This window comes from Inquilinus ginsengisoli (assembly GCF_050434925.1).
Lineage (GTDB): Bacteria > Pseudomonadota > Alphaproteobacteria > DSM-16000 > Inquilinaceae > Inquilinus > Inquilinus ginsengisoli_B.
The window spans coordinates 4736949-4756568 of record NZ_JBNDJK010000001.1 but is presented as its reverse complement, the minus strand read 5'-3'; the positions used below and the strand labels follow the sequence as shown (position 1 = coordinate 4756568).

Sequence of the window (19620 nt, the reverse complement as noted above, 5' to 3'; positions counted from 1 at the left end):
TTCCGGGCGTGGGAGCTACGCGTCTCACATATGTCCAACCATGTTCACAGAAGAGTTCAAGTAAATTCCGTATCATTTTGATAAATCACATTACCTCAAGAACACGATCGGGACCTCTATCCGGCACTCCCGCCAGTGCGGCCGGCGTCGCGGCGGCGAAGGGGCCGGTCGAGAGGCCGGCGAAGGTCTGCATCATGCGGCGCTTCAGCCAGGGCAGCCGTGCGACCGGATGGAAGGTCAGGTCGCGCAGGCCGGCGAGCCAGCTTCTGTCGGACTGGAAGGCCGGGGTCAGAAGGGCGCTCATGCCCTGGTAGAAGCGGACATGCCGGCGCCGACGCGCGGCATAGGCGCGCAGCGCCTCCGGGATCGTCGTGGCCCCGGCCAGCGCATCCGCCAGGGCCGCGCCGTCCAGCATCGCCATCGTCACCCCGGCGCCGAGCTGCGGGCTGGTGGAATGGGCAGCGTCGCCGATGAAGGCGATGCGCTCCCCATAGGGACGCCGCAACGTGGCCTGGGCATAGCGGGCCAGCGTCAGCTGGGCCGGGTCGGTGATGCCGGCGATGACCGGCGCGATCTCCGGCCACAGGTCCAGCACCCGCCGCCGCCACGGCTCGATCCCGGCGGCCAGGAGCGCCGGATGCTCCGCCACCTTCAGGCTCCAGAACAGGATCGCCTTCGGCGTGTCGTCGCCGGGCACGCGGCCGACCGGCAGCAGGCCGATCATCTCCCGCGCGCTGCGGAAGCGCTGCTCCAACCGGTCCGGCCGCAGCTCGGCCGCCGGGACCGTGGCCCAGACCGCACCATAGGCATAGGGGCGCGGCCGCACCGGAGCGCCGCAGAGCGGCCGCAGCGCCGAGCCGGCCCCGGTGGCGTCGACCACGAGGTCGACTGCGTCGAGGCGGCGGCCGTCCCTGGCGACCGGGCACGGCCGATCGCGAGCGCCGGTCGCCAGGGCCGTGATCTCAAGGCCGGTCTCGATCGGGATCCGCCGAACGGCCACGGCCTGCCACAGCGCGTGGAAGATCGCGGCGCGGTGGATCGCCAGGCCGTGCAGGGCCGGATCGACCGTGGCATAGCTGAGGTCGAACACCACCCGGCCCGACGGTTCCGAGCGGCCATACAGCCCGTCGATCCGCTGGCCGTAGGCAAGGACGGCGTCGAGTGCGCCGATCCGGCCCAGCGCGGCCAGGCCCGCGGGCTGCAGCATCAGCCCGGCGCCGATCGGCCGCGGCTCGGCGAAACGCTCGAGCAGCCGCACCCGGTGCCCGGCATCGTGCAGGAAGCAGGCGGCGGCCAGACCGGCCGGGCCGCAGCCGCAGACGGCGATCGACAGCGGGCCGGTCACGACAGGGCTATTCGCTTTCCAGCGCCGCCCGGGCGGCCTGCAGCTTGTCGCCCTGCTCCGGCTCGACCTTGGGATAGGCGAGGTCCAGCCCCTCCATCGCGTCGACGATGGCGGCGGCGACCGCCAGGCGGGTGAACCATTTGCTGTCGGCCGGCACCACATGCCAGGGCGCGTGCGGCGTGGCGGTGGCCCGGATCATCTCCTCATAGGCCTTCATGTAGTCGGACCACAGCTGGCGCTCCGCCACGTCCGAGGGCTGGAACTTCCAGTGCTTCTCCGGCTCGTCCAGCCGCGCCAGGAAGCGCTTCTTCTGCTCCTCCTTCGAGACGTTGAGGAAGAACTTCAGCACCAGCGTGCCGTTGCGGGCCAGGTAGCGCTCGAAGGCGTTGATGTCCTCGAACCGCTCCTTCCAGATCTTCTTGGTCACCAGCTTCGGCGGCAGATGCTGGTTGCCCAGGATGTTCGGATGCACCCGGACCACCAGCACCTCTTCGTAATAGGAGCGGTTGAAGATGCCGATCCGCCCGCGCTCCGGCAGGTGCCGGTTGGTGCGCCACATGAAATCGTGGTCCAGTTCCTCCGCCGAGGGCTGCTTGAAGGACGTGACCTGGCAGCCTTGCGGGTTGATCCCGGACATCACGTGCTTGATGGTGCTGTCCTTGCCGGCCGCGTCCATCGCCTGGAAGATCAGCAGCACCGACCAGTGGTCCTGGGCATAGAGCTTGTCCTGCATCTCCGCCAGCTTGGCGACGCTCTGGGCCAGAGCGTCCTTCGCCACCGTCTTGTCGTCCAGCCAGGCGGTGTCCGTCGGGTCCCAGTCCTTCAGGCGGAAGCCGTCGCCGTCCTCGATCCGGTACCGCTTCGCCAGCTTGTCCAGCTCGACCATTCGTCCCTCCCGCGCCGATGCAGGACGATCGATGCAGGAATTTCGTCGGTCTGGCAAATCGGAGATGATGCCGCGCCTTCCGCCGCGAGGACCGCATGACCCGCCACGTCCACTTCATCACCCATCCCGACGTGCTGATCGACCCGGCGGTGCCGGTGCCGGACTGGCCGCTGTCGGAGCGCGGCCGGATCCGCATGCGGGCGGTGCTGGACCAGCCCTGGGCGCCACGGCTGCGCAGCCTGTTCTGCAGCACCGAGCGCAAGGCCCGGGACGGCGCGGCCATCCTGGCCGAGGCGCTCGGCCTGCCGGTCACCGAGCTTGAGAAACTCGGCGAAAACGACCGTTCTTCAACCGGTTACCTGCCGAAACTCGAGTTCGAGGCCATGGCCGATGCCTTCTTCGCAAGGCCACAGGAGAGCGTGCGCGGCTGGGAACGCGCAGCCGACGCCCAGAGCCGCATCGTTGCCGCAGTGGACGAGGTCCTGCGCCGGGCGCCGGCCGAAGGCGACATCGCCATCGTCTCGCATGGCGGCGTCGGGGCGTTGCTGCTGTGCCATCTGCAGGGCCGGTCGATCAGCCGCGATGCCGACCAGCCCGCCGGCCAGGGCGGCCACCACTACGCCTTCGCAGTGGAGGACCGCCGGCTGCTGCACGCATGGAGCAGCATCGACCGACCGTAGCCGGGCGCGACGGAACCCGGCACTCCCGGCGTGAAGTGTTCATGCCAGTCAGGCATGACTTCGCACACAGGCTTCAAATGATTTCGAAGTTCACGCGTACCGCCTTGCTCGCGACCGCCATGATCATCGCTGTGCCGGCGACCTTCACCTCGGCGCAGGCGGCTCCGTATCACGACAATCACGGGCGCCGGGAGACGTTGCAGCACCGGCAACATGCCGCCTGCGGCCATATCCATTCCCGCCACGCGCGCAACAGCTGCGAGGCCCGCGTGGCGCATGATTGGCGGCGGGACCGGCACCATCACTGACCGCTGATCTGAAGCGAGCCCCCGCCACTTGTGTGGCGGGGGCGCTCTATTATAGTGATATCAAAACGTTAGCAAACAAACCTAAAGTCAGTTGTTACCTTCAATCCAACCTGCTGTTGCCTTCGGGCCGCCCCGGTGCGATGACGCCGGCATGATCGCCGTCCTGATCCCAGCCTTGACCGACGCCGAGATCCTGGCCCGCCTGCTGTACCGCGACGGGCTGATGCTGATCCTCGACAAGCCGGCCGGCCTGCCGGTGCATGCCGGGCCGAAAGGCGGGCCCGTGCTGGACCACCATCTCGGTGCGTTGCGCTTCGGCCTGCCGCATCCGCCCGCCCTCGCCCACCGCCTGGACAAGGACACCAGCGGCTGCCTGGTGCTGGGCCGGCACCGCAAGGCCACGGCGATGCTGGGCCAGCTGTTCGCCTCCGGCCGGGTGGCGAAGACCTACTGGGCCGTGGTCGAGGGCGGCCCGGCCGAGGATGAGGGCCGCATCGACCTGCCGCTGGCCAAGCGGTCGGCGGAACGCGGCTGGTGGATGAAGGTCGACCCTGCCGGCCAGCCGGCGCAGAGCGAGTTCCGCGTGCTCGGCCGCGACGGCGGCCTCGCCTGGCTGGAGCTGCGGCCGCTGACCGGCCGCACCCACCAGCTGCGGCTGCACTGCTCCGCCTCGGGCTTCCCGATCCTGGGCGACGCGATCTACGGCACTGCCGGCCGCGGCCCGGAGGCGCCGCCGCTGCATCTGCACGCCCGCGCCGTGTCGGTGCCGCTGTACCCGCAGAAGCCGCCGGTCGCCGCCGAGGCGCCGCCACCGCCCCATCTCGCCGAGACCCTGCGCCGCTTCGACGCCGGCACGGCCGCCTGACCCTCCACTGCGATTGCGGCCGACACATCGCCCGTCGGCTCCGAGTCGCCCGGCGCTCCCGCTGACTTGCTGCCTCCCGAGGATCTCCGCGCTGGGACTCGGCGAGGCGACTCGGCCGGCGGCCAGAGCGGCGAAAGCTTTGCAAACCGGGCGGGATGGAAAGGACCATGACACAACACATGGCGGCTCGGGCCGCTGGGAACCACAACCTGTTGCATATCCGGATCGAACCGGGTTGAATGGTCGCGAACCCCTTTGTTGACGGCCGGATCGCGCCCGGCTACGCCCCTGACCGTGACAACAGCAGCCCGCACCACCCGCCCCGCCATCCGCTTCCGTGGTCGCTCCTTCATGGCGCTCGTCCTGGCGCCGGAGCCGCCGATTACGGACTGGCTCACCGAGCTCGACGCCCAGATCCAGCGCTCGCCGGCCTTCTTCCAGGGCCGACCGGTGGTGGTCGACCTGTCGGCCCTGCCGATGCGCAAGCAGGACCTGGCGGCGCTGATCGACGACCTGCAGCAGCGCGACATCCGCCTGATCGGGATCGAGGGCGCCGACCCGGCCTGGCTCGGCTCCGAGGCCTGGGGCCTGCCGCCGCTGATGACCGGCAGCCGACCCGCCGGGATGATCGAGGTGCCGGACGGCGCCCAGGCCGCGGCGCCGTCCACCGAGGCGCGGCCCGCCGCCTCGCTGCTGCTGGACCGGCCGGTGCGCTCCGGCCAGTCGGTGATCTTCCCGGAGGGCGACGTCACGGTCGTCGGGTCGGTCGCCTCGGGCGCCGAGATCATCGCCGGCGGGTCGATCCATGTGTACGGCACGCTGCGCGGCCGGGCGATCGCGGGGTCCACCGGCAATGGCCAGGCCCGGATCTTCTGCCACAGGCTGGAGGCCGAGCTGCTGGCCATCGACGGTCTCTACAAGACCGCGGACGACATGGAGCCGAAGCTGCGCGGCAGGGCGGTGCAGGCTTGGCTCGACGGCGACGCCATGGTTCTGGCAGCCCTGGACTGAGACAAAAGAGGAGAGCGGCAAGTATGGCCAAGGTCTTGGTCGTGACATCCGGAAAAGGCGGCGTCGGCAAGACGACCTCCACCGCGGCGCTGGGCGCGGCCTTGGCCCAGAGCGGGCAGAACGTCGTCGTCGTCGACTTCGATGTCGGCCTGCGCAATCTCGATTTGGTGATGGGGTCGGAGCGGCGGGTCGTGTTCGACCTGATCAACGTGGTCCAGGGCGACGCCAAGCTGTCGCAGGCGCTGATCCGCGACAAGCGGATCGACACCCTGTCGCTGCTGGCCGCATCGCAGACCCGCGACAAGGACGCCCTGACCATGGAGGGTGTGTCGCGCGTCGTGGCCGAGCTGAAGGAGAAGTTCGACTGGGTGATCTGCGACAGCCCGGCCGGCATCGAGAAGGGCGCGGTCCTGGCCATGCGCCATGCCGACATGGCGGTGGTGGTGACCAACCCCGAAGTCTCCTCGGTCCGTGATTCGGACCGGATCATCGGTCTGCTCGATTCCAAGACCGAGCGTGCGGAGAAGGGCGAGCGGGTCGAGAAGCACCTGCTGCTGACCCGCTACGACCCGGCGCGGGCCGAGCGCGGCGAGATGCTGAAGACCGAGGACGTGCTGGAGATCCTGTCGATCCCGCTGCTCGGCATCATCCCGGAGAGCGAGGAGGTGCTGCGGGCCTCGAACATGGGCGCGCCGGTTACCCTCAATGCCCCGTTGAGCGCCCCGGCCCGGGCCTATGCCGACGCGGCGAAGCGGCTGCGGGGCGAGATCCTGGAGATGACGGTCCCGAGCGACAAGAAGGGGATCTTCGCCAAGCTGTTCGGCCGGAGGGTTGCATGAGCCTGTTCAGCTTCTTCACCAAGCGCAACTCCGCCCCGGTGGCGCGGGAGCGGCTGCAGATCCTGCTGGCGCATGAGCGGTCGGTGATCGGCGGCCGGTCCGACCTGGTGGCGATCCTGCAGGAGGAGATCCTGGCGGTGATCGCCAAGCACATCGCGATCGACCGCGAGAAGGTCCAAGTCAAGCTCGACCGCGGCAATTCTGTGTCGACGCTGGAGGTCGACATCGAGATCCCGACCCCGGAGGGTCCCGCCCGGATTGCCGCGCGCGGCTGAGCGAAGCCGGTCTCACCCAGAAGGGGCGATGCGGAAGGCCCCGGTGAGACGACGCTCCGGTCCCGGCTCAGCCGGCCGGACTCCTCCCCAAAGCAGCCTCGACGGCCTCAGCCCTTCACCGCCTCGATGGTGAGGCTGAGCGGCAGGTTCGGCCGGTCCGCCGGCATCCGCCACAACCCGTCCGCTCCCTGCACCAGGCACGGCCACATCTGCCAGGCGGCGGCGTCATGCTCGCGCAGCGCCATTAGCCGCATCCCGGCCGCCAGCAGCGCGCCGACGATGCTGGCGAGCGGATGGTCCCATTCGACCGAGCGGGTGTGGGTGAAGACGGCGTCGCGGTCGGCGTAGCTGCCCTGCATGTCGAACTCGATCGGCACGTCGCGAAAATAGGCGTAGCTCGGCACGAGGGGCGCCTCGGCGGCGGCCTGGTCCAGCGCCCGCGCCGCCGGATGGCCGTCGAGGAAATAAAGCCGCCCGCCGGGCTTCAGCAGCGCCGCCACCACCTGTGCCCAGCGGACGATGTCGGGCAGCCAGATGATCGTGCCCCAGCTGGTGAACACCAGGTCGTAGGCGCTCTCGCCGAGCAGGCGCGGCGCATCGTGGAGGTCGCCCTCGACGAATTCGGCGCCGCTACCGGTCTCGGCCGCCAGGGCCCGGGCCGCGGCGACCGCGTTGCGGGAGAAATCCAGCCCGGTGACCCGCGCGCCGCGCCGGGCCAAATACATCGTGTCCATGCCGAAATGGCACTGCAGATGGGCCACGCGCAGCCCGGCGATATCGCCGATCTCCGCCGCCTCGATCGGCCCCAGATCGGTCTCGCCGCGCCGGAAACCGTCGACATTGTAGAAGGCGGAACGGAGATGCACCGCCACTCGCTCGTCCCAGCTGGCCCGGTTGGCGGCAACGCCCTCGTGCATCGGTTCCTCCCCTCGCCCGCGCTTCGTCGGCCCCAGCTTCTACCAAAAGGTGCAGCGATCCGACAACCGCGGCCTCGGGTCAGCCCGCCGCCCGGCGCGCCGGCATCGCCGACATGCCGTCGACGGCGCGGAGCATGCCGGCATAGAGCGTCCGGGTCACCCGGGCCGAGGTCAGTACCGCGTCGATCTCCGCCGGATCGTCGAGCGCCGGCAGGGCTGCAGCCAGCGTCCGGACATGGCCCTCTCGCGCCTCGACACGGTTGCGCAGGAAGCTGAGCGCGCGGCGGATGCCGGCGATCCGCGCCGTGCGCAGCAGGCCGTCGACCGCCGTCCCGGCGCAGGTGGCGGCGAGGTATTCGAGCAGATAGGCAATCCCCAGGAAGCCGGCCGGATGGTCGCTGCGGGCGAGGAACCGGCACCAGGCGATGCAGGCCTCGGTCGGCGGCGTCGGCACCGAGGTGACCACATCCGCCCGGCTGAAGCCGAGCGCATCGAGATCGTCCAGCACCCGAAGATCCAGCCCCGCCACGTCCTTTGCTTTCTCCTGCAGCAGCAGCGCCAGCGGCATGTGCCGGCCTTGATCCAGCATCCGCTCCGCCGCCAGCGCCAGGGCCGGCTGCAGCGCATGCTGGTAGTGATAGGCCTCGCGCAGGGTGTTGGCATAGGTCGCAATACCGGCCGAACCGTCGAGCAGGCTGCGGGCGCTGCGGGTCTGCCGCACCGCCACGACCATGGCCACGGCTTCGGCGTGTAGCACATCGAAGAATGTCGCACCCATTCCGTATCACCATTTTCAGGATACGAACAAATCGTAAACACTATTTTATAGCAAACGCAATACTATTTTTGGTGGTGCACCCGGCCAGCCCCACCCGTCGCCACTGCGCTTGCCCCGAAGACCGCGCAACGATACGAATGCCGCCCATCAGCGCCTACGGCGCTCAAGTTCTCCGGAGTTGTGTTTCATGGAGCTGAACGATCTGATCCGCGGCCTCGGGCTGGATCCCGACGCCCTGGCCGGCGGCACACTGGTCGTCCGGTCGCCGGTCGACGGCGCCGAGATCGCCCGCCTGCACGAGAATACGGATGCCGATGCCGACGCCGCGATCGAGCGCGCGTCCAACGCCTTCCTGAACTGGCGCACCGTGCCCGGCCCGCGCCGCGGCGAGCTGGTGCGCCTGTTCGGCGAGGAGTTGCGCGCCCACAAGGCCGAGCTGGGTCGGCTGGTCTCCATCGAGGCCGGCAAGATCCTCCAGGAAGGCCTGGGCGAAGTGCAGGAGATGATCGACATCTGCGACTTCGCGGTCGGCCTCTCCCGCCAGCTCTACGGCCTGACCATCGCGTCGGAGCGGCCGGGCCATCGCATGGCCGAGACCTGGCACCCGCTGGGCCCGGTCGGTGTGATCTCGGCCTTCAACTTCCCGGTCGCGGTATGGTCGTGGAACGCGGCGCTGGCCTTCGTCTGCGGCAACCCGGTGATCTGGAAGCCGTCGGAGAAGACCCCGGTCACGGCGCTGGCCACCATGGCGATCTTCCGCAAGGCGGCCGAGCGCTTCGGCGGCGTGCCGGACGGCCTGGCCGAGATCCTGATCGGCGGCCGCGCCATCGGCGAAAAGCTGGTCGACAGCCCGAAGGTGCCGCTGGTCTCGGCCACCGGGTCGACCCGGATGGGCCGCGAGGTCGGGCCGCGCGTCGCCCAGCGCCTCGGCCGCTCGCTGCTCGAGCTCGGCGGCAACAACGCCATGATCGTCTGCCCGTCGGCCGATCTGGACATGGCGGTGCGCGCCATCCTGTTCGGCGCCGTCGGCACCGCCGGCCAGCGCTGCACCAGCCTGCGCCGGCTGTTCGTGCATGACAGCGTCTACGACAAGCTGGTTCCGGCCCTGAAGCAGGCCTATGGCGCCGTGCGCATCGGCAGCCCGCTGGAGCAGGGCACGCTGGTAGGGCCGCTGATCGACCAGGCGGCGTTCGACGGCATGCAGAAGGCACTGGCGGCGGCCCGCGACCAGGGCGGCACCGTCACCGGCGGCGCGCAGGTCACGGTGGGCGTGCCGGCCGGCGGCTTCTACGTCAGCCCGGCGATCGCCGAGATGCCGGCGCAGAGCGACATCGTCAAGCACGAGACCTTCGCGCCGATCCTCTACGTCATGAAGTACCGGGAGTTCGGCCAGGCGCTGATGCAGCACAACGACGTGCCGCAGGGCCTGTCCTCCTGCATCTTCACCACCGATATGCGCGAGGCCGAGACCTTCCTGTCGGCGGCCGGCAGCGACTGCGGCATCGCCAATGTCAACATCGGCACCTCGGGCGCCGAGATCGGCGGCGCCTTCGGCGGCGAGAAGGAAACCGGCGGCGGGCGCGAGAGCGGCTCGGATTCCTGGAAGGCCTATATGCGCCGGCAGACCGCGACGGTGAACTACAGCCGCGAGCTGCCGCTGGCGCAGGGCATCGTCTTCGATCTGGGTTAAGACCCGGGGGCTAAGTCGGCCAAAAATCCGACAAAACGCAGGCGGGCGGCGGTTCCTTGACGGGTCCCCGGCCGCCTGCGCTAATGCGCAACAGACGCCCGGCGACGTCAGCCGGGGCACCAAACACGGGGGGATGTTCATGCATATCAGCCGTTTGGCATTGGCGGCCGGCGCGGCGCTGGCGCTGCTGTCCTCGGCGGCCGTCGCCGCCGACAAGGTCACCGTCGCGGTCACGCAGATCGTCGAGCACCCGGCCCTGGACGCCGCCCGCGAAGGCGTGAAGAAGGCGCTGGAGGAGGCCGGCTACAAGGACGGCGACAACCTCGTCTTCCAGTATGAATCGGCCCAGGGCAACCCGGCCACCGCCGCCCAGATCGCGCAGAAATTCGTCGGCGAGAACCCGAATGTGATCGTGCCGATCGCTACCCCGTCGGCCCAGGCGGTGGTGGCGGCGACCCAGGACATCCCGGTGGTGTTCACCGCGGTCACCGACCCGGCGGGCGCCCAGCTGGTGAAGAACCTGGACAAGCCGGGCGGCAACGTCACCGGCATCTCCGACCTGTCGCCGCTGGCCGACCACCTGAACCTGATCAAGGAGATCGTGCCGAATGTGAAGACGATCGGCGTGCCCTACAACCCGGGCGAGGCCAATGCGGCGGCGCTGATCTCGGCGCTGCAGGAGATGGCGCCGGAGTGGAAGGTCGAGATCGTCACCGCCGCCGCCTCAAAATCGGCCGACGTCCAGGGCGCGGCGCAGAGCCTGGTCGGCAAGGTCGACGTGATCTACGTCCCGACCGACAATACCATCGTCTCGGCGCTGGAAGCCGTGATCGCGGTCGGCACCGAGAACAAGATCCCGGTGTTCTCCGGCGACACCGACAGCGTCACCCGCGGCGCCATCGCCTCGGTCGGCTTCGACTATTTCGAGGTCGGCCGCCAGACCGGCGCGGTCGTGGTCCGGGTGCTGAAGGGCGAAAAGCCGGGCGACATCGCGGTCAAGAACGCCAGCGGGACCGACCTGTTCGTGAACACCAAATCGGCCGCGGCGATGGGCGTCACCGTCCCGCAGGCGGTGCTGAGCCGTGCCAAGAAGGTGATCGAGTAAGCGTCCGACGCCCCCTCTCCCGCTCTCGGGGGAGGGGGGCTTTCGGTCATGCGCCCCGATGCGGCCGCCGGACATGACAGCTCCGGCCGGAAGCCGTATATCGGGGCCTTCTCGTTTCCGCGGCCGCCGCCGGCCGCCCGCAGGACGTGTTGATGAGTCTGTTCGCCTTTCTCGGCGCGATCGAAATCGGGCTGATCTTTGCCCTCGTCGCGCTCGGGGTGTTCCTGTCCTTCCGGGTGCTGAACTTTCCCGATCTGACCGTCGACGGCAGCTTCCCGCTCGGCGCCGCCGTCACCGCCACGCTGATCGTCGCCGGCCTCGATCCGGTGTCGGCGACGCTGGTCGGGGTCGCGGCGGGCGCCCTGGCCGGCCTGGTCACTGCCTGGCTCAACGTCCGCTTCGGCATCCTGCATCTGCTGGCCAGCATCCTGACCATGATCGCCCTGTGGTCGATCAACCTGCGGATCATGGGCAAGCCGAATGTCGCCCTGATCAACCAGGACACCGTGATCGGCCTGTTCGCCTGGCTGTCGCCGGTGATCGAGGCGGCCGGCCTGCCGGCGCGGGCGACGCTGAAAGTGGTGGTGCTGGCGATCATCGTGCTGATCGTCGGCCTCGCCCTCGGCCGGTTCCTCACTTCGGAGTTCGGCCTGGCCATGCGCGCCACCGGCGCCAACTCCCGGATGGCGCGCGCGCAGGGCATCTCGACCAAGCTGCACATCTATGTCGGCATGGCACTGTCGAACGCGCTGGTGGCGCTGGCCGGCGCCCTGTTCGCCCAGACCGCCGGCTTCGCCGACGTCACCGTCGGCACCGGCACCATCGTCAACGGCCTGGCCGCGGTGATCCTGGGCGAGACCATTTTCCGCACCCGTTCCATCGTGCTGATGCTGCTGGCGTGCGTGATCGGCGCCGTCCTGTACCGCACCGCCATCGCGCTGGCGCTGAACACCAGTTGGCTCGGGCTGCAATCCTCGGATCTCAACCTGGTGACCGCCGTGCTGGTCGGCGTCGCGCTGATGCTGCCGGGCGTTCGCAATCCCTTGAAGACCCTGTTCCGGCGGAGCGCCTGAGATGATCCGAGTCCAGGACGTTCACGTCACCTTCGGCCGCGGCACGCCGCTCGAGAACCGCGCCCTGCGCGGCCTCGACCTGACCATCCCGACCGGCGAGTTCGTCACCGTCATCGGCTCCAACGGCGCCGGCAAGTCGACCCTCCTGAACGTGCTGAGCGGCGACGCGCCGGCGGAGCGCGGCCGGGTCGAGATCGACGGCGTCGACGTCACCCGCTGGCCGGCGCCGAAACGGGCCGGCCTGGTCGCACGGGTGTTCCAGGACCCGATGGCCGGCACCTGCGAGGCCCTGTCGATCGAGGAGAACATGGCCTTGGCCCATGCCCGCGGCCGGGCTCGCGGCCTCGCCGCCTCGCTCGACGGGCCGCGCCGCGCGGTGTTCCGGGACAAGCTGGCGGTGCTGGGGCTGGGGCTGGAGAATCGCCTGGGCGATTCCATGGGGCTGCTCTCCGGCGGCCAGCGCCAGGCGGTCAGCCTGCTGATGGCGACGCTGGCCGGGATGAAGATCCTGCTGCTGGACGAGCACACCGCGGCGCTCGACCCGCGCACTGCGGATTTCGTGCTGCGGCTGACCTGCAAGATCATCGAGGAGCAGAGGCTGACGGCGCTGATGGTGACCCATTCGATGCGCCACGCCCTCGACCATGGCAGCCGCACGGTGATGCTGCATGAGGGCCGGGTAGCCTTCGACGTCGCCAATGACGACCGCAGCGGCCTCGACGTGCCGGACCTGCTGCAGCTGTTCAGCAAGGTCCGCGGCGGGCAGCTCGACGACGACGCCCTGCTGCTGGCCTGAGGCTCGGAGCTACTTGCTGCCGGCGTCGAGCGGCCGGCCCCAGAGCAGGTGGCGGATCACCGGCAGGAGCACGGCGACGCCGAGACCGAGCGCCGGCCACTGCACCCAGATGTCGTAGGGGCTGGTCATCAGGTTGATGACCAGCAGCACGGCGACGACCACAAGTGCGCCGAGGAACCGGCGGCGCAGCCGGTCGAACATCGCGTGCCCTGGTTGGCCGGCCGCAACAGGCAGGATCCGCTGCTCCGCCCAAGGCACTTCCGACCCGATTCGCAGGGCATAGACCCGCACCGGATCGGCGATGTTCTTCATCGAGCGCGGACCGAGATCGGCGAAACCGGTCTCGATCTTGCTGCGGACCTGCTCGTAGACCGCGCCGGACAGGCAGATGCCGCCCGGCACCGCCACCTCCTGCAGCCGCGCCGCGACATTGACGCCGTCGCCTAGCAGGTCATTGCCGCTGACCACGACGTCGCCGAGATTGACGCCGATGCGCAGGCGCATCCGGTCCTCTTCGGGCTGGACCTCGGCCCAGTCGCCGAGCCTGTCCTGGGCCGTGATCGCGGCCTGCACAGCGGCCAGGGCGCTGGGGAACTCGGCCAACATCCCGTCGCCCGCCAGGTTGAAGATTCGGCCGCCCTGCCCTTCGATCGCATTCCGCAGGATGCCGCGGGCCTGATCGAGCCGGGCCAGCGTGCCGGTCTCGTCGCGCCCCACCAGCCGCGAATAGCCGACCACGTCGGCACAGAGGATGGCGGTCAGGCGGCGTTCCGGGGGCATGTCGGCCTCGATGCAAATGGCGGCCGATCATACCTCAGCGGCGACAAGATCGCGAGACTATGGAACAATAGAGGAACATGGCAACCCAGGTTGGTCAGAAAACGATTGACCATATCGGATAATCGCGATATTCCCGATTTATGGATCCTCTGACAGCCTTCAAGGCGCTAGCCAATCCGGTGCGGCTGAAGATTCTGGCCGGGTTGAAGGAGCCTGCCCGGCATTTCCCGCCGCAGGATGAAGGCGATGTCGAGATCGACGGGGTCTGCGTCAGCAGCATCCAGGAGGGCATCGGCCTGTCGCAGTCGACGACTTCGGACTATCTCGGCATCCTGCATAAGGCCGGGCTGGTCACGGTCAAGCGGCGCGGTCAGTGGACCTACTACAAGCGCGACGAGGACAGTATCAGAAAGCTGGCGGAGCTCACGCGGACGGAGATCTGACTTTTGCCTTGAGAGTTCGGGATATCGCGATATCCAGAATCTTATAACCCTTCTACCAAGTCCGATCGGCCGAGAGGTCCGCGCGTACATCGAGAATTCTCGATTTATCGAAGGAGAAAACCTTGTCCCAGACAATGACAGCCGCCGTCCTGCCCCGGTTCGGCGGGCCGGAGGTGTTCGAGATCAGGCAGGTCCCGGTCCCGCCGCTCGGCCCGCGCCAGCTGCGCGTCCGGGTCCGTGCCACGGCGCTGAATCCGCTCGACGGCCAGATTCGGCGGGGCGACTATGCCGACCTGCTGCCGCTGCCGGCGATCATCGGCCATGACGTATCCGGCGTGGTCGAAGCTGTCGGCGCCGAGATCGTTGAATTCACGCCGGGCGATGAGGTCTGGTATACGCCGAAGATCTTCGGCGGGCCCGGTTCCTATGCCGAGCTGCAGGTTGCCGATGCCGAGATCGTGGCGCGCAAACCGGCGAAGCTCAGCCATCGCGAAGCGGCGAGCCTGCCCCTGGTCGGCGGCACCGTCTGGGAGGCTTTCGTCACCCGCGCGCAACTGCAGGCCGGCGAGACGGTTCTGGTCCATGCCGGAGCCGGCGGCGTGGGTTCGGTCGCGATCCAGCTGGCGAAGGCGATCGGGGCGCGGGTGCTGACGACCGCCCGTGCCCGCCACCATGCCTTCGTCGCGGAGCTCGGCGCCGATGCGGCGATCGACCATACGCAGCAGGACTATGTCGAGGCGGTGATGGGGCTGACCGACGGCCGCGGCGTCGACGTGCTGCTCGACACGATCGGCGGCGATGCGCTGTCGCGCAGCCCCTTTGCCCTCGCCCCGTTCGGGCGCGTCGTCTCGATCGTCGACATCGCGCAGCCGCAGAACCTGCTCGAGGCCTGGGGCCGCAACGCCACCTACCACTTCCTGTTCACGCGGCAGAACCGGGCCAAGCTCGACGGGCTGGCCGCGCTGGTCGAGCGCGGGCTGGTGAAGCCGGTGATCGGCGCCACGCTGCCGCTGGAGCAGATCACGCAGGCGCACGAGCTCATGGAGAACGGCTCGGCGCACGGTCTGCGCGGCAAGATCGTGATCGATGTGACGCCCTAAGCACCAATATGCCACCGCGCGGCAGCGGGCCGCCCCGCTGCCGACGTGCAGTCTCAGCCGACCTCGCCCTGCCGCCACAGCCAGGCGGCACCGCGGACGCCGCTGCTGTCGCCGTGCTTGGCCTTCAGGATCGGCGTGGCGCATTCCCGGCCGAACACGATCGGCGGCAGGCGGCGCGGTACCTCGTCGTAGAGCCGCGCGACATTCGACATGCCGCCGCCGAGCACGATGGCGTCAGGGTCGAGCAGGTTGACGACATGGGCCAGGCCGCGGGTCAGCCGGCTGATGTAGCGTTCCAGCGTGGCCGAGGCGTCAGGATCGCCGGCCTGGGCGCGCGACACCACCTCATGGGTGGAGATCTCCTGCCCGGTCACCCGGACATGGTCCTTGCCGAAGCCTGTGCCGGAGATCCAGGTCTCCAGGCAGCCCTGCTTGCCGCAGTAGCAGTCGGGGCCGGGCAGCTCCTCGGGCGTGGCCCAGGGCAGCTGGTTGTGGCCCCATTCGCCGCCCACGCCGTTGCCGCCGCGATGGGCGCGGCCGTTGACGGCGATGCCGGCGCCCGTGCCGGTGCCGATGATCACGGCGAAGACCAGCCCCTTACCCGCCGCGGCGCCGTCGGTCGCCTCCGACACCGCCAGGCAGTTGGCGTCGTTCTCGCAGCGCACCTCGCGGCCGAGCGCGGCGCTGAGGTCCTTGTCGAAGGGCTTGCCGATCAGCCAGGTGGAGTTGGCGTTTTTGACCAGCCCGGTCTGCGGCGACAGCACGCCGGGCATGCCGACGCCGACCGTGCCGCGCTCGCCCACCGTGGACTCGACCGCGCCGACGAGGTCGCGGATCGCCTGGACCGTGCCGTTATAGAGGCGTGGCGTCGGGATGCGCTGGCGATGCAGCTCCGTCCCGGCATCGTCCAAGGCGATCGCCTCGATCTTCGTGCCCCCGAGATCGACGCCGATCCGCATGCCCGCCTCCGCCCGTCTTCAAGCCCAAAAGGCCGTCAAGCCACGAAAACAGCCCCGCATCCGGGGCTGCAGGTCTACACCGGCACCATGTGCGCCCGCGGCTACTTCGCCGCGAGCACCATGATCATCTGCCGGCCTTCCATCTTCGGCATCTGCTCGACCTTCGACAGGTCCTGCAGTTCGTCGCGCACCTTGACCAGCACGTTCATGCCGATCTCCTGATGCGCCAACTCTCGCCCGCGGAAGCGCATGGTCACCTTGACCTTGTCGCCCTCCTCGAGGAAGCGCCGAGCACTGCGCATCTTCACGTTATAGTCATTGTCGTCGATGTTCGGGCGGAGTTTGATCTCCTTGACATCGATGACCTTTTGCCGTTTCCGCGCCTCGTTCTTCTTCTTCTGCGCTTCGAATTTGAACTTGCCGTAATCGAGAATCTTGCAGACCGGCGGCTCGGCATTCGGCGAAATCTCGACGAGGTCCAGCCCGGCCTGCTCGGCGGCCCAGAGAGCCTCGCGCAGGGGCACGACCCCGATCATCTCGCCATCCGCACCGACCAGCCGCACCTGCGCCGAGTCGATCTCGCGGTTCACCCTGGGCCCATCGCGGGTCGGCAGGGCATTGGTTGGTAGTCTAGCTATGGATAGCCTCCGTCAATTGCTGCGACCCCGTCTGCACCTCCCCCGTCTTGGATGTCAACGGTGATCGCGCCTCTGCCACAAGTTTATGAAGCGCCTCGCCCAGGGCAAGGACTTCCTGCGCCTCGCCCCCCAGGCGGCGCAGCGCCACATTCCGGTTCTCCGCCTCGCGTTTTCCGACCACCAGCATCAGCGGCACCTTCTTCAGGCTGTGCTCGCGGACCTTGTAGTTGATCTTCTCGTTGCGCAGGTCGATCTCGGCCCGGATGCCGGCGGCGAGCAGCGCCGCATGCACCTCCTGCGCGTAGCCGTCGGCCTCGCTGGTGATGGTGGTGACCACCGCCTGCACCGGCGCCAGCCACAGCGGCAGCTTGCCGGCGTAGTTCTCGATCAGGATGGCGATGAAGCGCTCCAGCGACCCCAGGATCGCCCGGTGCAGCATCACCGGCCGGTGCTTCGCCCCATCCTCGCCAACATAGGTGGCATCGAGCCGCTCCGGCAGCACCGAGTCGAACTGCAGCGTGCCGCACTGCCAGGTCCGGCCGATCGCGTCGGTCAGGTGGAACTCGATCTTCGGCCCGTAGAACGCGCCTTCGCCCGGCAGTTCCTCGAACTCCAGCCCGGCCGCCACCAAAGCATCGCGCAGCGCCTTTTCGGCGACGTCCCATTGCTGGTCCGACCCGGCCCGGACGTCAGGGCGCAGGGCCAGCTTCACCGCTACATCAGGGAAGCCGAGATCGCGATAGACCTCGTATTGCAGGGCGATGTAGCGCGCCGACTCCGTCACAGACTGTTCCACGGTGCAGAAGATGTGCGCATCGTCCTGGGTGAAGGCCCGCACCCGCATCAGCCCGTGCAGCGCGCCCGAGGGCTCGTTGCGGTGGCAGCTGCCGAATTCCGCCATCCGGATCGGCAGGTCGCGGTAGCTGACGATGCCCTGCTTGAAGATCTGGACATGGCAGGGGCAGTTCATCGGCTTGATGCCGGACAGCCGATCCGGCGAGCCGTCCTCCTTCTGGCCGATCACCACCTTGAACATGTTGTCGCCGTACATGTCCCAGTGACCGGACGCCTTGAACAGGCTGGAATCGACCAGCTGCGGCGTCTTCACCTCGACATAGTCGGCCCGGGCCAGCTTCTCCCGGATGTAGTTCTCCAGCGTCCGGTACAGGGTCCACCCCTTCGGGTGCCAGAACACGCTGCCGGCCGCCTCCTCCTGCAGATGGAACAGGTCCATCTCGCGGCCCAGCTTGCGATGGTCGCGACGCTCGGCCTCCGCCAGCTGGTGCAGATGGGCGTCGAGCTCCTTCTGGTCGCGCCAGGCGGTGCCGTAGATCCGCTGCAGCATGGCGTTGCGGTGGTCGCCGCGCCAATAGGCGCCTGCCACCTTCATCAGCTTGAAGCCCTGCCCCACCCCGCCGGTGGTCGGCATGTGCGGGCCGCGGCAGAGATCGAGCCAGTCGCCCTGACGATAGACCGAGATGCTCTCGCTCTCGGGCAGGTCCTGGATGATCTCGGCCTTGTACTTCTCGCCCTTGTTCTTGAAGAACTCGATCGCCTCGGTCCGGTCCCACACCTCGCGGGTGAAGGGCGCGTTGCGGCCGATGATCTGGCGCATCTTCGCCTCGATCTTCTCGAGATCGTCGGGCGTGAACGGCTCGTCGCGGGCGAAGTCGTAGTAGAAGCCGTTCTCGATCGCCGGGCCGATCGTCACCTGGGTGCCGGGATACAGCTCCTGCACCGCCTCGGCCATGACATGGGCGGCGTCGTGCCGGATCAGCTCCAGCGCCTCGGGCGAGCTGCGGGTGACGATGCCGATCTTTGCGTCGCGGTCGACCACGGTCGCCAGATCCGACAGCTTGCCGTCGATGGTCAAGGCGATCGCCGCCTTGGCCAGGCTCTTGGAGATGTCGGCGGCGATGTCGGCGCCCGACATCGGGCGGTCGAAGCGGCGGACCGCGCCGTCCGGCAGGGTGATGGCGATGCCGCCAGGGCTCGACAGCTCGGCCATGAGTCTATCCACGTTCTATCGTCCGGAGAGGGCGAGGCACTGTAAGGGGCGAGGGCAGCCTGTCAAGCGGCGCGCTCACGCCACCTGCGATGGCGAGGACTGGCGCATCACCCGCGGCGGCTTGATCGGCCGCTTCGGGGTCAGGCGCCAGCGCTTGTGCAGCCACAACCACTGTTCGGGCCGGGCACGAATCCAGCCTTCGACCACGCGGTTCAGCCGGATCACGCCCTCTTCCACATCGGCCTTGCGGTCGCCGCCGCGGGGGATGTCGAGCGGCGGGTCGATCACCGCGCGGTAGCGGGCGCCGCGGGTGCGCTCCACCCGCATCGGCAGCAGGGCACAGTTGAAGTGGTAGGCCATCTCGACCGCCGCCGGCGAGGTCAGCGCATCCTGGCCGATGAACGGCACCTTCAGCCCGCCGGTGTAGCGCTGGTCGACCATGACGCCGAGGACACCGCCGTTGCGCAGGATGCCGAGCGCCCGGCGCGCGTCGTTGCCGGCCATGCGCTTTTCCAGAAGGCCGGTGCCGAGGGAACTGCGCACGCTGCGGACCAGACGATCGACCAGGCGGTTGTTCAGCGGACGCACGAAGATGGTCAGGGGTGCGCCGTGGCGCGTGGCGACGATCGGGCCGGCCTCCCAGTTGCCGAAATGGGCGAGCGCGATGATCACCGGCCGCCCGTCGGCCCGCGCGGCCTCGTAGTTCTCGATCCCGTCGACGGTGATCCGGTCGGCCCGGCGCGACTCCGCCCGGCCGAGTGCCCGCAGATGCGGATATTCGCCCATCACCCGGCCGAGATTGTCCCACATGCCGGTGAGGATCTCGCGGCGCTGCGCCGCGGTCAGCTCGGGCATCACCAGCTGCAGGTTGCGGTCGCCATGCCGGGTGGCGCCGATCCGCATGCCGATGGTCCGCGCTGCCCAGGACCCGAAGCTCGAGGCGACCTCGATCGGCATGCAGCGCAGCAGCCCGTAGACGGTGTAGGCCAGGACCGCCTGCAGCGGATGCACGACATAGGCCCGCACCAGGCGCGGCCATGCCTTCCGCAGAGGCTTCAATCTGTTGCGTAGTCCGCGCATCGGAAGAATTCAGGATCGAGATTCGCTCAACGCGAAAATTGGGA

The 19620-nt window shown here is 68.7% G+C and carries 21 protein-coding genes; 12 read left to right on the top strand and 9 right to left on the bottom strand.

What is annotated here, in order from left to right:
• Window positions 1-85: 85 nt before the first annotated feature.
• A complete protein-coding gene (locus QFZ27_RS22745) occupies window positions 86-1345 on the bottom strand; it encodes an FAD-dependent oxidoreductase (protein ID WP_429228737.1) in 1260 nt (419 codons plus the stop codon).
• 7 nt (window positions 1346-1352) lie between these two features.
• Window positions 1353-2231 carry a polyphosphate kinase 2 family protein gene (locus QFZ27_RS22740; protein WP_429228736.1) on the bottom strand — a complete coding sequence of 293 codons (879 nt, stop codon included), beginning with the start codon at window positions 2229-2231 and terminating at the stop codon, window positions 1353-1355.
• 95 nt (window positions 2232-2326) lie between these two features.
• Here QFZ27_RS22740 and QFZ27_RS22735 point away from each other — a divergent pair, with 95 nt between their 5' ends.
• From QFZ27_RS22735 to minE, 6 genes are all read left to right on the top strand, one after another.
• Window positions 2327-2911 carry a histidine phosphatase family protein gene (locus QFZ27_RS22735; protein ID WP_429228735.1) on the top strand — a complete coding sequence of 195 codons (585 nt, stop codon included), beginning with the start codon at window positions 2327-2329 and terminating at the stop codon, window positions 2909-2911.
• Between the two features lie 119 nt (window positions 2912-3030).
• Window positions 3031-3219, top strand: a complete 189-nt coding sequence (locus QFZ27_RS22730; protein ID WP_429228734.1) for a hypothetical protein — start codon at window positions 3031-3033, stop codon at window positions 3217-3219.
• A gap of 151 nt (window positions 3220-3370) precedes the next feature.
• Complete coding sequence (locus tag QFZ27_RS22725) at window positions 3371-4084, top strand: RluA family pseudouridine synthase (protein WP_429228733.1); 714 nt, start codon at window positions 3371-3373, stop codon at window positions 4082-4084.
• Window positions 4085-4378: 294 nt separating this feature from the next.
• Entirely contained in the window at window positions 4379-5095 is a 717-nt protein-coding gene (minC, locus tag QFZ27_RS22720) for a septum site-determining protein MinC (protein WP_429228731.1), read from the top strand.
• Between the two features lie 23 nt (window positions 5096-5118).
• On the top strand, window positions 5119-5934 hold the full coding sequence (minD, locus tag QFZ27_RS22715; RefSeq protein WP_429228729.1) for a septum site-determining protein MinD: 816 nt from the start codon (window positions 5119-5121) through the stop codon (window positions 5932-5934).
• Window positions 5931-6209 (top strand): cell division topological specificity factor MinE, encoded by a 279-nt coding sequence (gene minE / locus QFZ27_RS22710; RefSeq protein ID WP_429228728.1) that lies wholly within the window; start codon window positions 5931-5933, stop codon window positions 6207-6209. Before minD ends, minE begins: the two co-directional genes overlap by 4 nt.
• Window positions 6210-6316: 107 nt before the next feature.
• On the opposite strand, the gene QFZ27_RS22705 is transcribed toward minE, so the two are convergent.
• A complete protein-coding gene (locus QFZ27_RS22705) occupies window positions 6317-7126 on the bottom strand; it encodes a class I SAM-dependent methyltransferase (RefSeq protein WP_429228726.1) in 810 nt (269 codons plus the stop codon).
• A 79-nt stretch (window positions 7127-7205) separates the two neighbouring features.
• Window positions 7206-7904, bottom strand: coding sequence for an iron-containing redox enzyme family protein (locus QFZ27_RS22700; protein WP_429228725.1), 699 nt, complete (start codon window positions 7902-7904; stop codon window positions 7206-7208).
• Between the two features lie 187 nt (window positions 7905-8091).
• Between QFZ27_RS22700 and amaB the strand changes: the two genes are divergently transcribed.
• The 4 genes from amaB (at window position 8092) to QFZ27_RS22680 (ending at window position 12568) form a co-directional block, all read left to right on the top strand.
• Window positions 8092-9594, top strand: coding sequence for an L-piperidine-6-carboxylate dehydrogenase (gene amaB / locus QFZ27_RS22695; protein ID WP_429228723.1), 1503 nt, complete (start codon window positions 8092-8094; stop codon window positions 9592-9594).
• Window positions 9595-9733: 139 nt separating this feature from the next.
• Window positions 9734-10699 carry an ABC transporter substrate-binding protein gene (locus QFZ27_RS22690; RefSeq protein WP_429228721.1) on the top strand — a complete coding sequence of 322 codons (966 nt, stop codon included), beginning with the start codon at window positions 9734-9736 and terminating at the stop codon, window positions 10697-10699.
• 152 nt (window positions 10700-10851) lie between these two features.
• The gene (locus QFZ27_RS22685; protein WP_429228719.1) at window positions 10852-11772 is read left to right on the top strand and encodes an ABC transporter permease; all 921 of its coding nucleotides are present in this window, start codon (window positions 10852-10854) and stop codon (window positions 11770-11772) included.
• Window position 11773: 1 nt separating this feature from the next.
• Window positions 11774-12568 carry an ABC transporter ATP-binding protein gene (locus QFZ27_RS22680; RefSeq protein ID WP_429228717.1) on the top strand — a complete coding sequence of 265 codons (795 nt, stop codon included), beginning with the start codon at window positions 11774-11776 and terminating at the stop codon, window positions 12566-12568.
• A 9-nt stretch (window positions 12569-12577) separates the two neighbouring features.
• On the opposite strand, the gene QFZ27_RS22675 is transcribed toward QFZ27_RS22680, so the two are convergent.
• Entirely contained in the window at window positions 12578-13348 is a 771-nt protein-coding gene (locus QFZ27_RS22675) for an adenylate/guanylate cyclase domain-containing protein (RefSeq protein ID WP_429228716.1), read from the bottom strand.
• A 140-nt stretch (window positions 13349-13488) separates the two neighbouring features.
• Here QFZ27_RS22675 and QFZ27_RS22670 point away from each other — a divergent pair, with 140 nt between their 5' ends.
• Window positions 13489-13791: an ArsR/SmtB family transcription factor gene (locus QFZ27_RS22670; RefSeq protein WP_429228715.1), complete on the top strand. Its 303-nt coding sequence runs from the start codon at window positions 13489-13491 to the stop codon at window positions 13789-13791.
• A gap of 122 nt (window positions 13792-13913) precedes the next feature.
• Entirely contained in the window at window positions 13914-14891 is a 978-nt protein-coding gene (locus QFZ27_RS22665) for a zinc-dependent alcohol dehydrogenase family protein (RefSeq protein WP_429228714.1), read from the top strand.
• Window positions 14892-14944: 53 nt separating this feature from the next.
• On the opposite strand, the gene mak is transcribed toward QFZ27_RS22665, so the two are convergent.
• From mak to QFZ27_RS22645, 4 genes are all read right to left on the bottom strand, one after another.
• Window positions 14945-15850, bottom strand: coding sequence for a fructokinase (gene mak, locus QFZ27_RS22660; RefSeq protein WP_429228713.1), 906 nt, complete (start codon window positions 15848-15850; stop codon window positions 14945-14947).
• A 101-nt stretch (window positions 15851-15951) separates the two neighbouring features.
• Window positions 15952-16440 (bottom strand): translation initiation factor IF-3, encoded by a 489-nt coding sequence (infC, locus tag QFZ27_RS22655; RefSeq protein ID WP_342234985.1) that lies wholly within the window; start codon window positions 16438-16440, stop codon window positions 15952-15954.
• A gap of 40 nt (window positions 16441-16480) precedes the next feature.
• Window positions 16481-18496, bottom strand: a complete 2016-nt coding sequence (thrS, locus tag QFZ27_RS22650) for a threonine--tRNA ligase (RefSeq protein WP_429228712.1) — start codon at window positions 18494-18496, stop codon at window positions 16481-16483.
• Window positions 18497-18571: 75 nt separating this feature from the next.
• Window positions 18572-19555 (bottom strand): lysophospholipid acyltransferase family protein, encoded by a 984-nt coding sequence (locus QFZ27_RS22645; protein ID WP_429228711.1) that lies wholly within the window; start codon window positions 19553-19555, stop codon window positions 18572-18574.
• Window positions 19556-19620 lie beyond the last annotated feature (65 nt).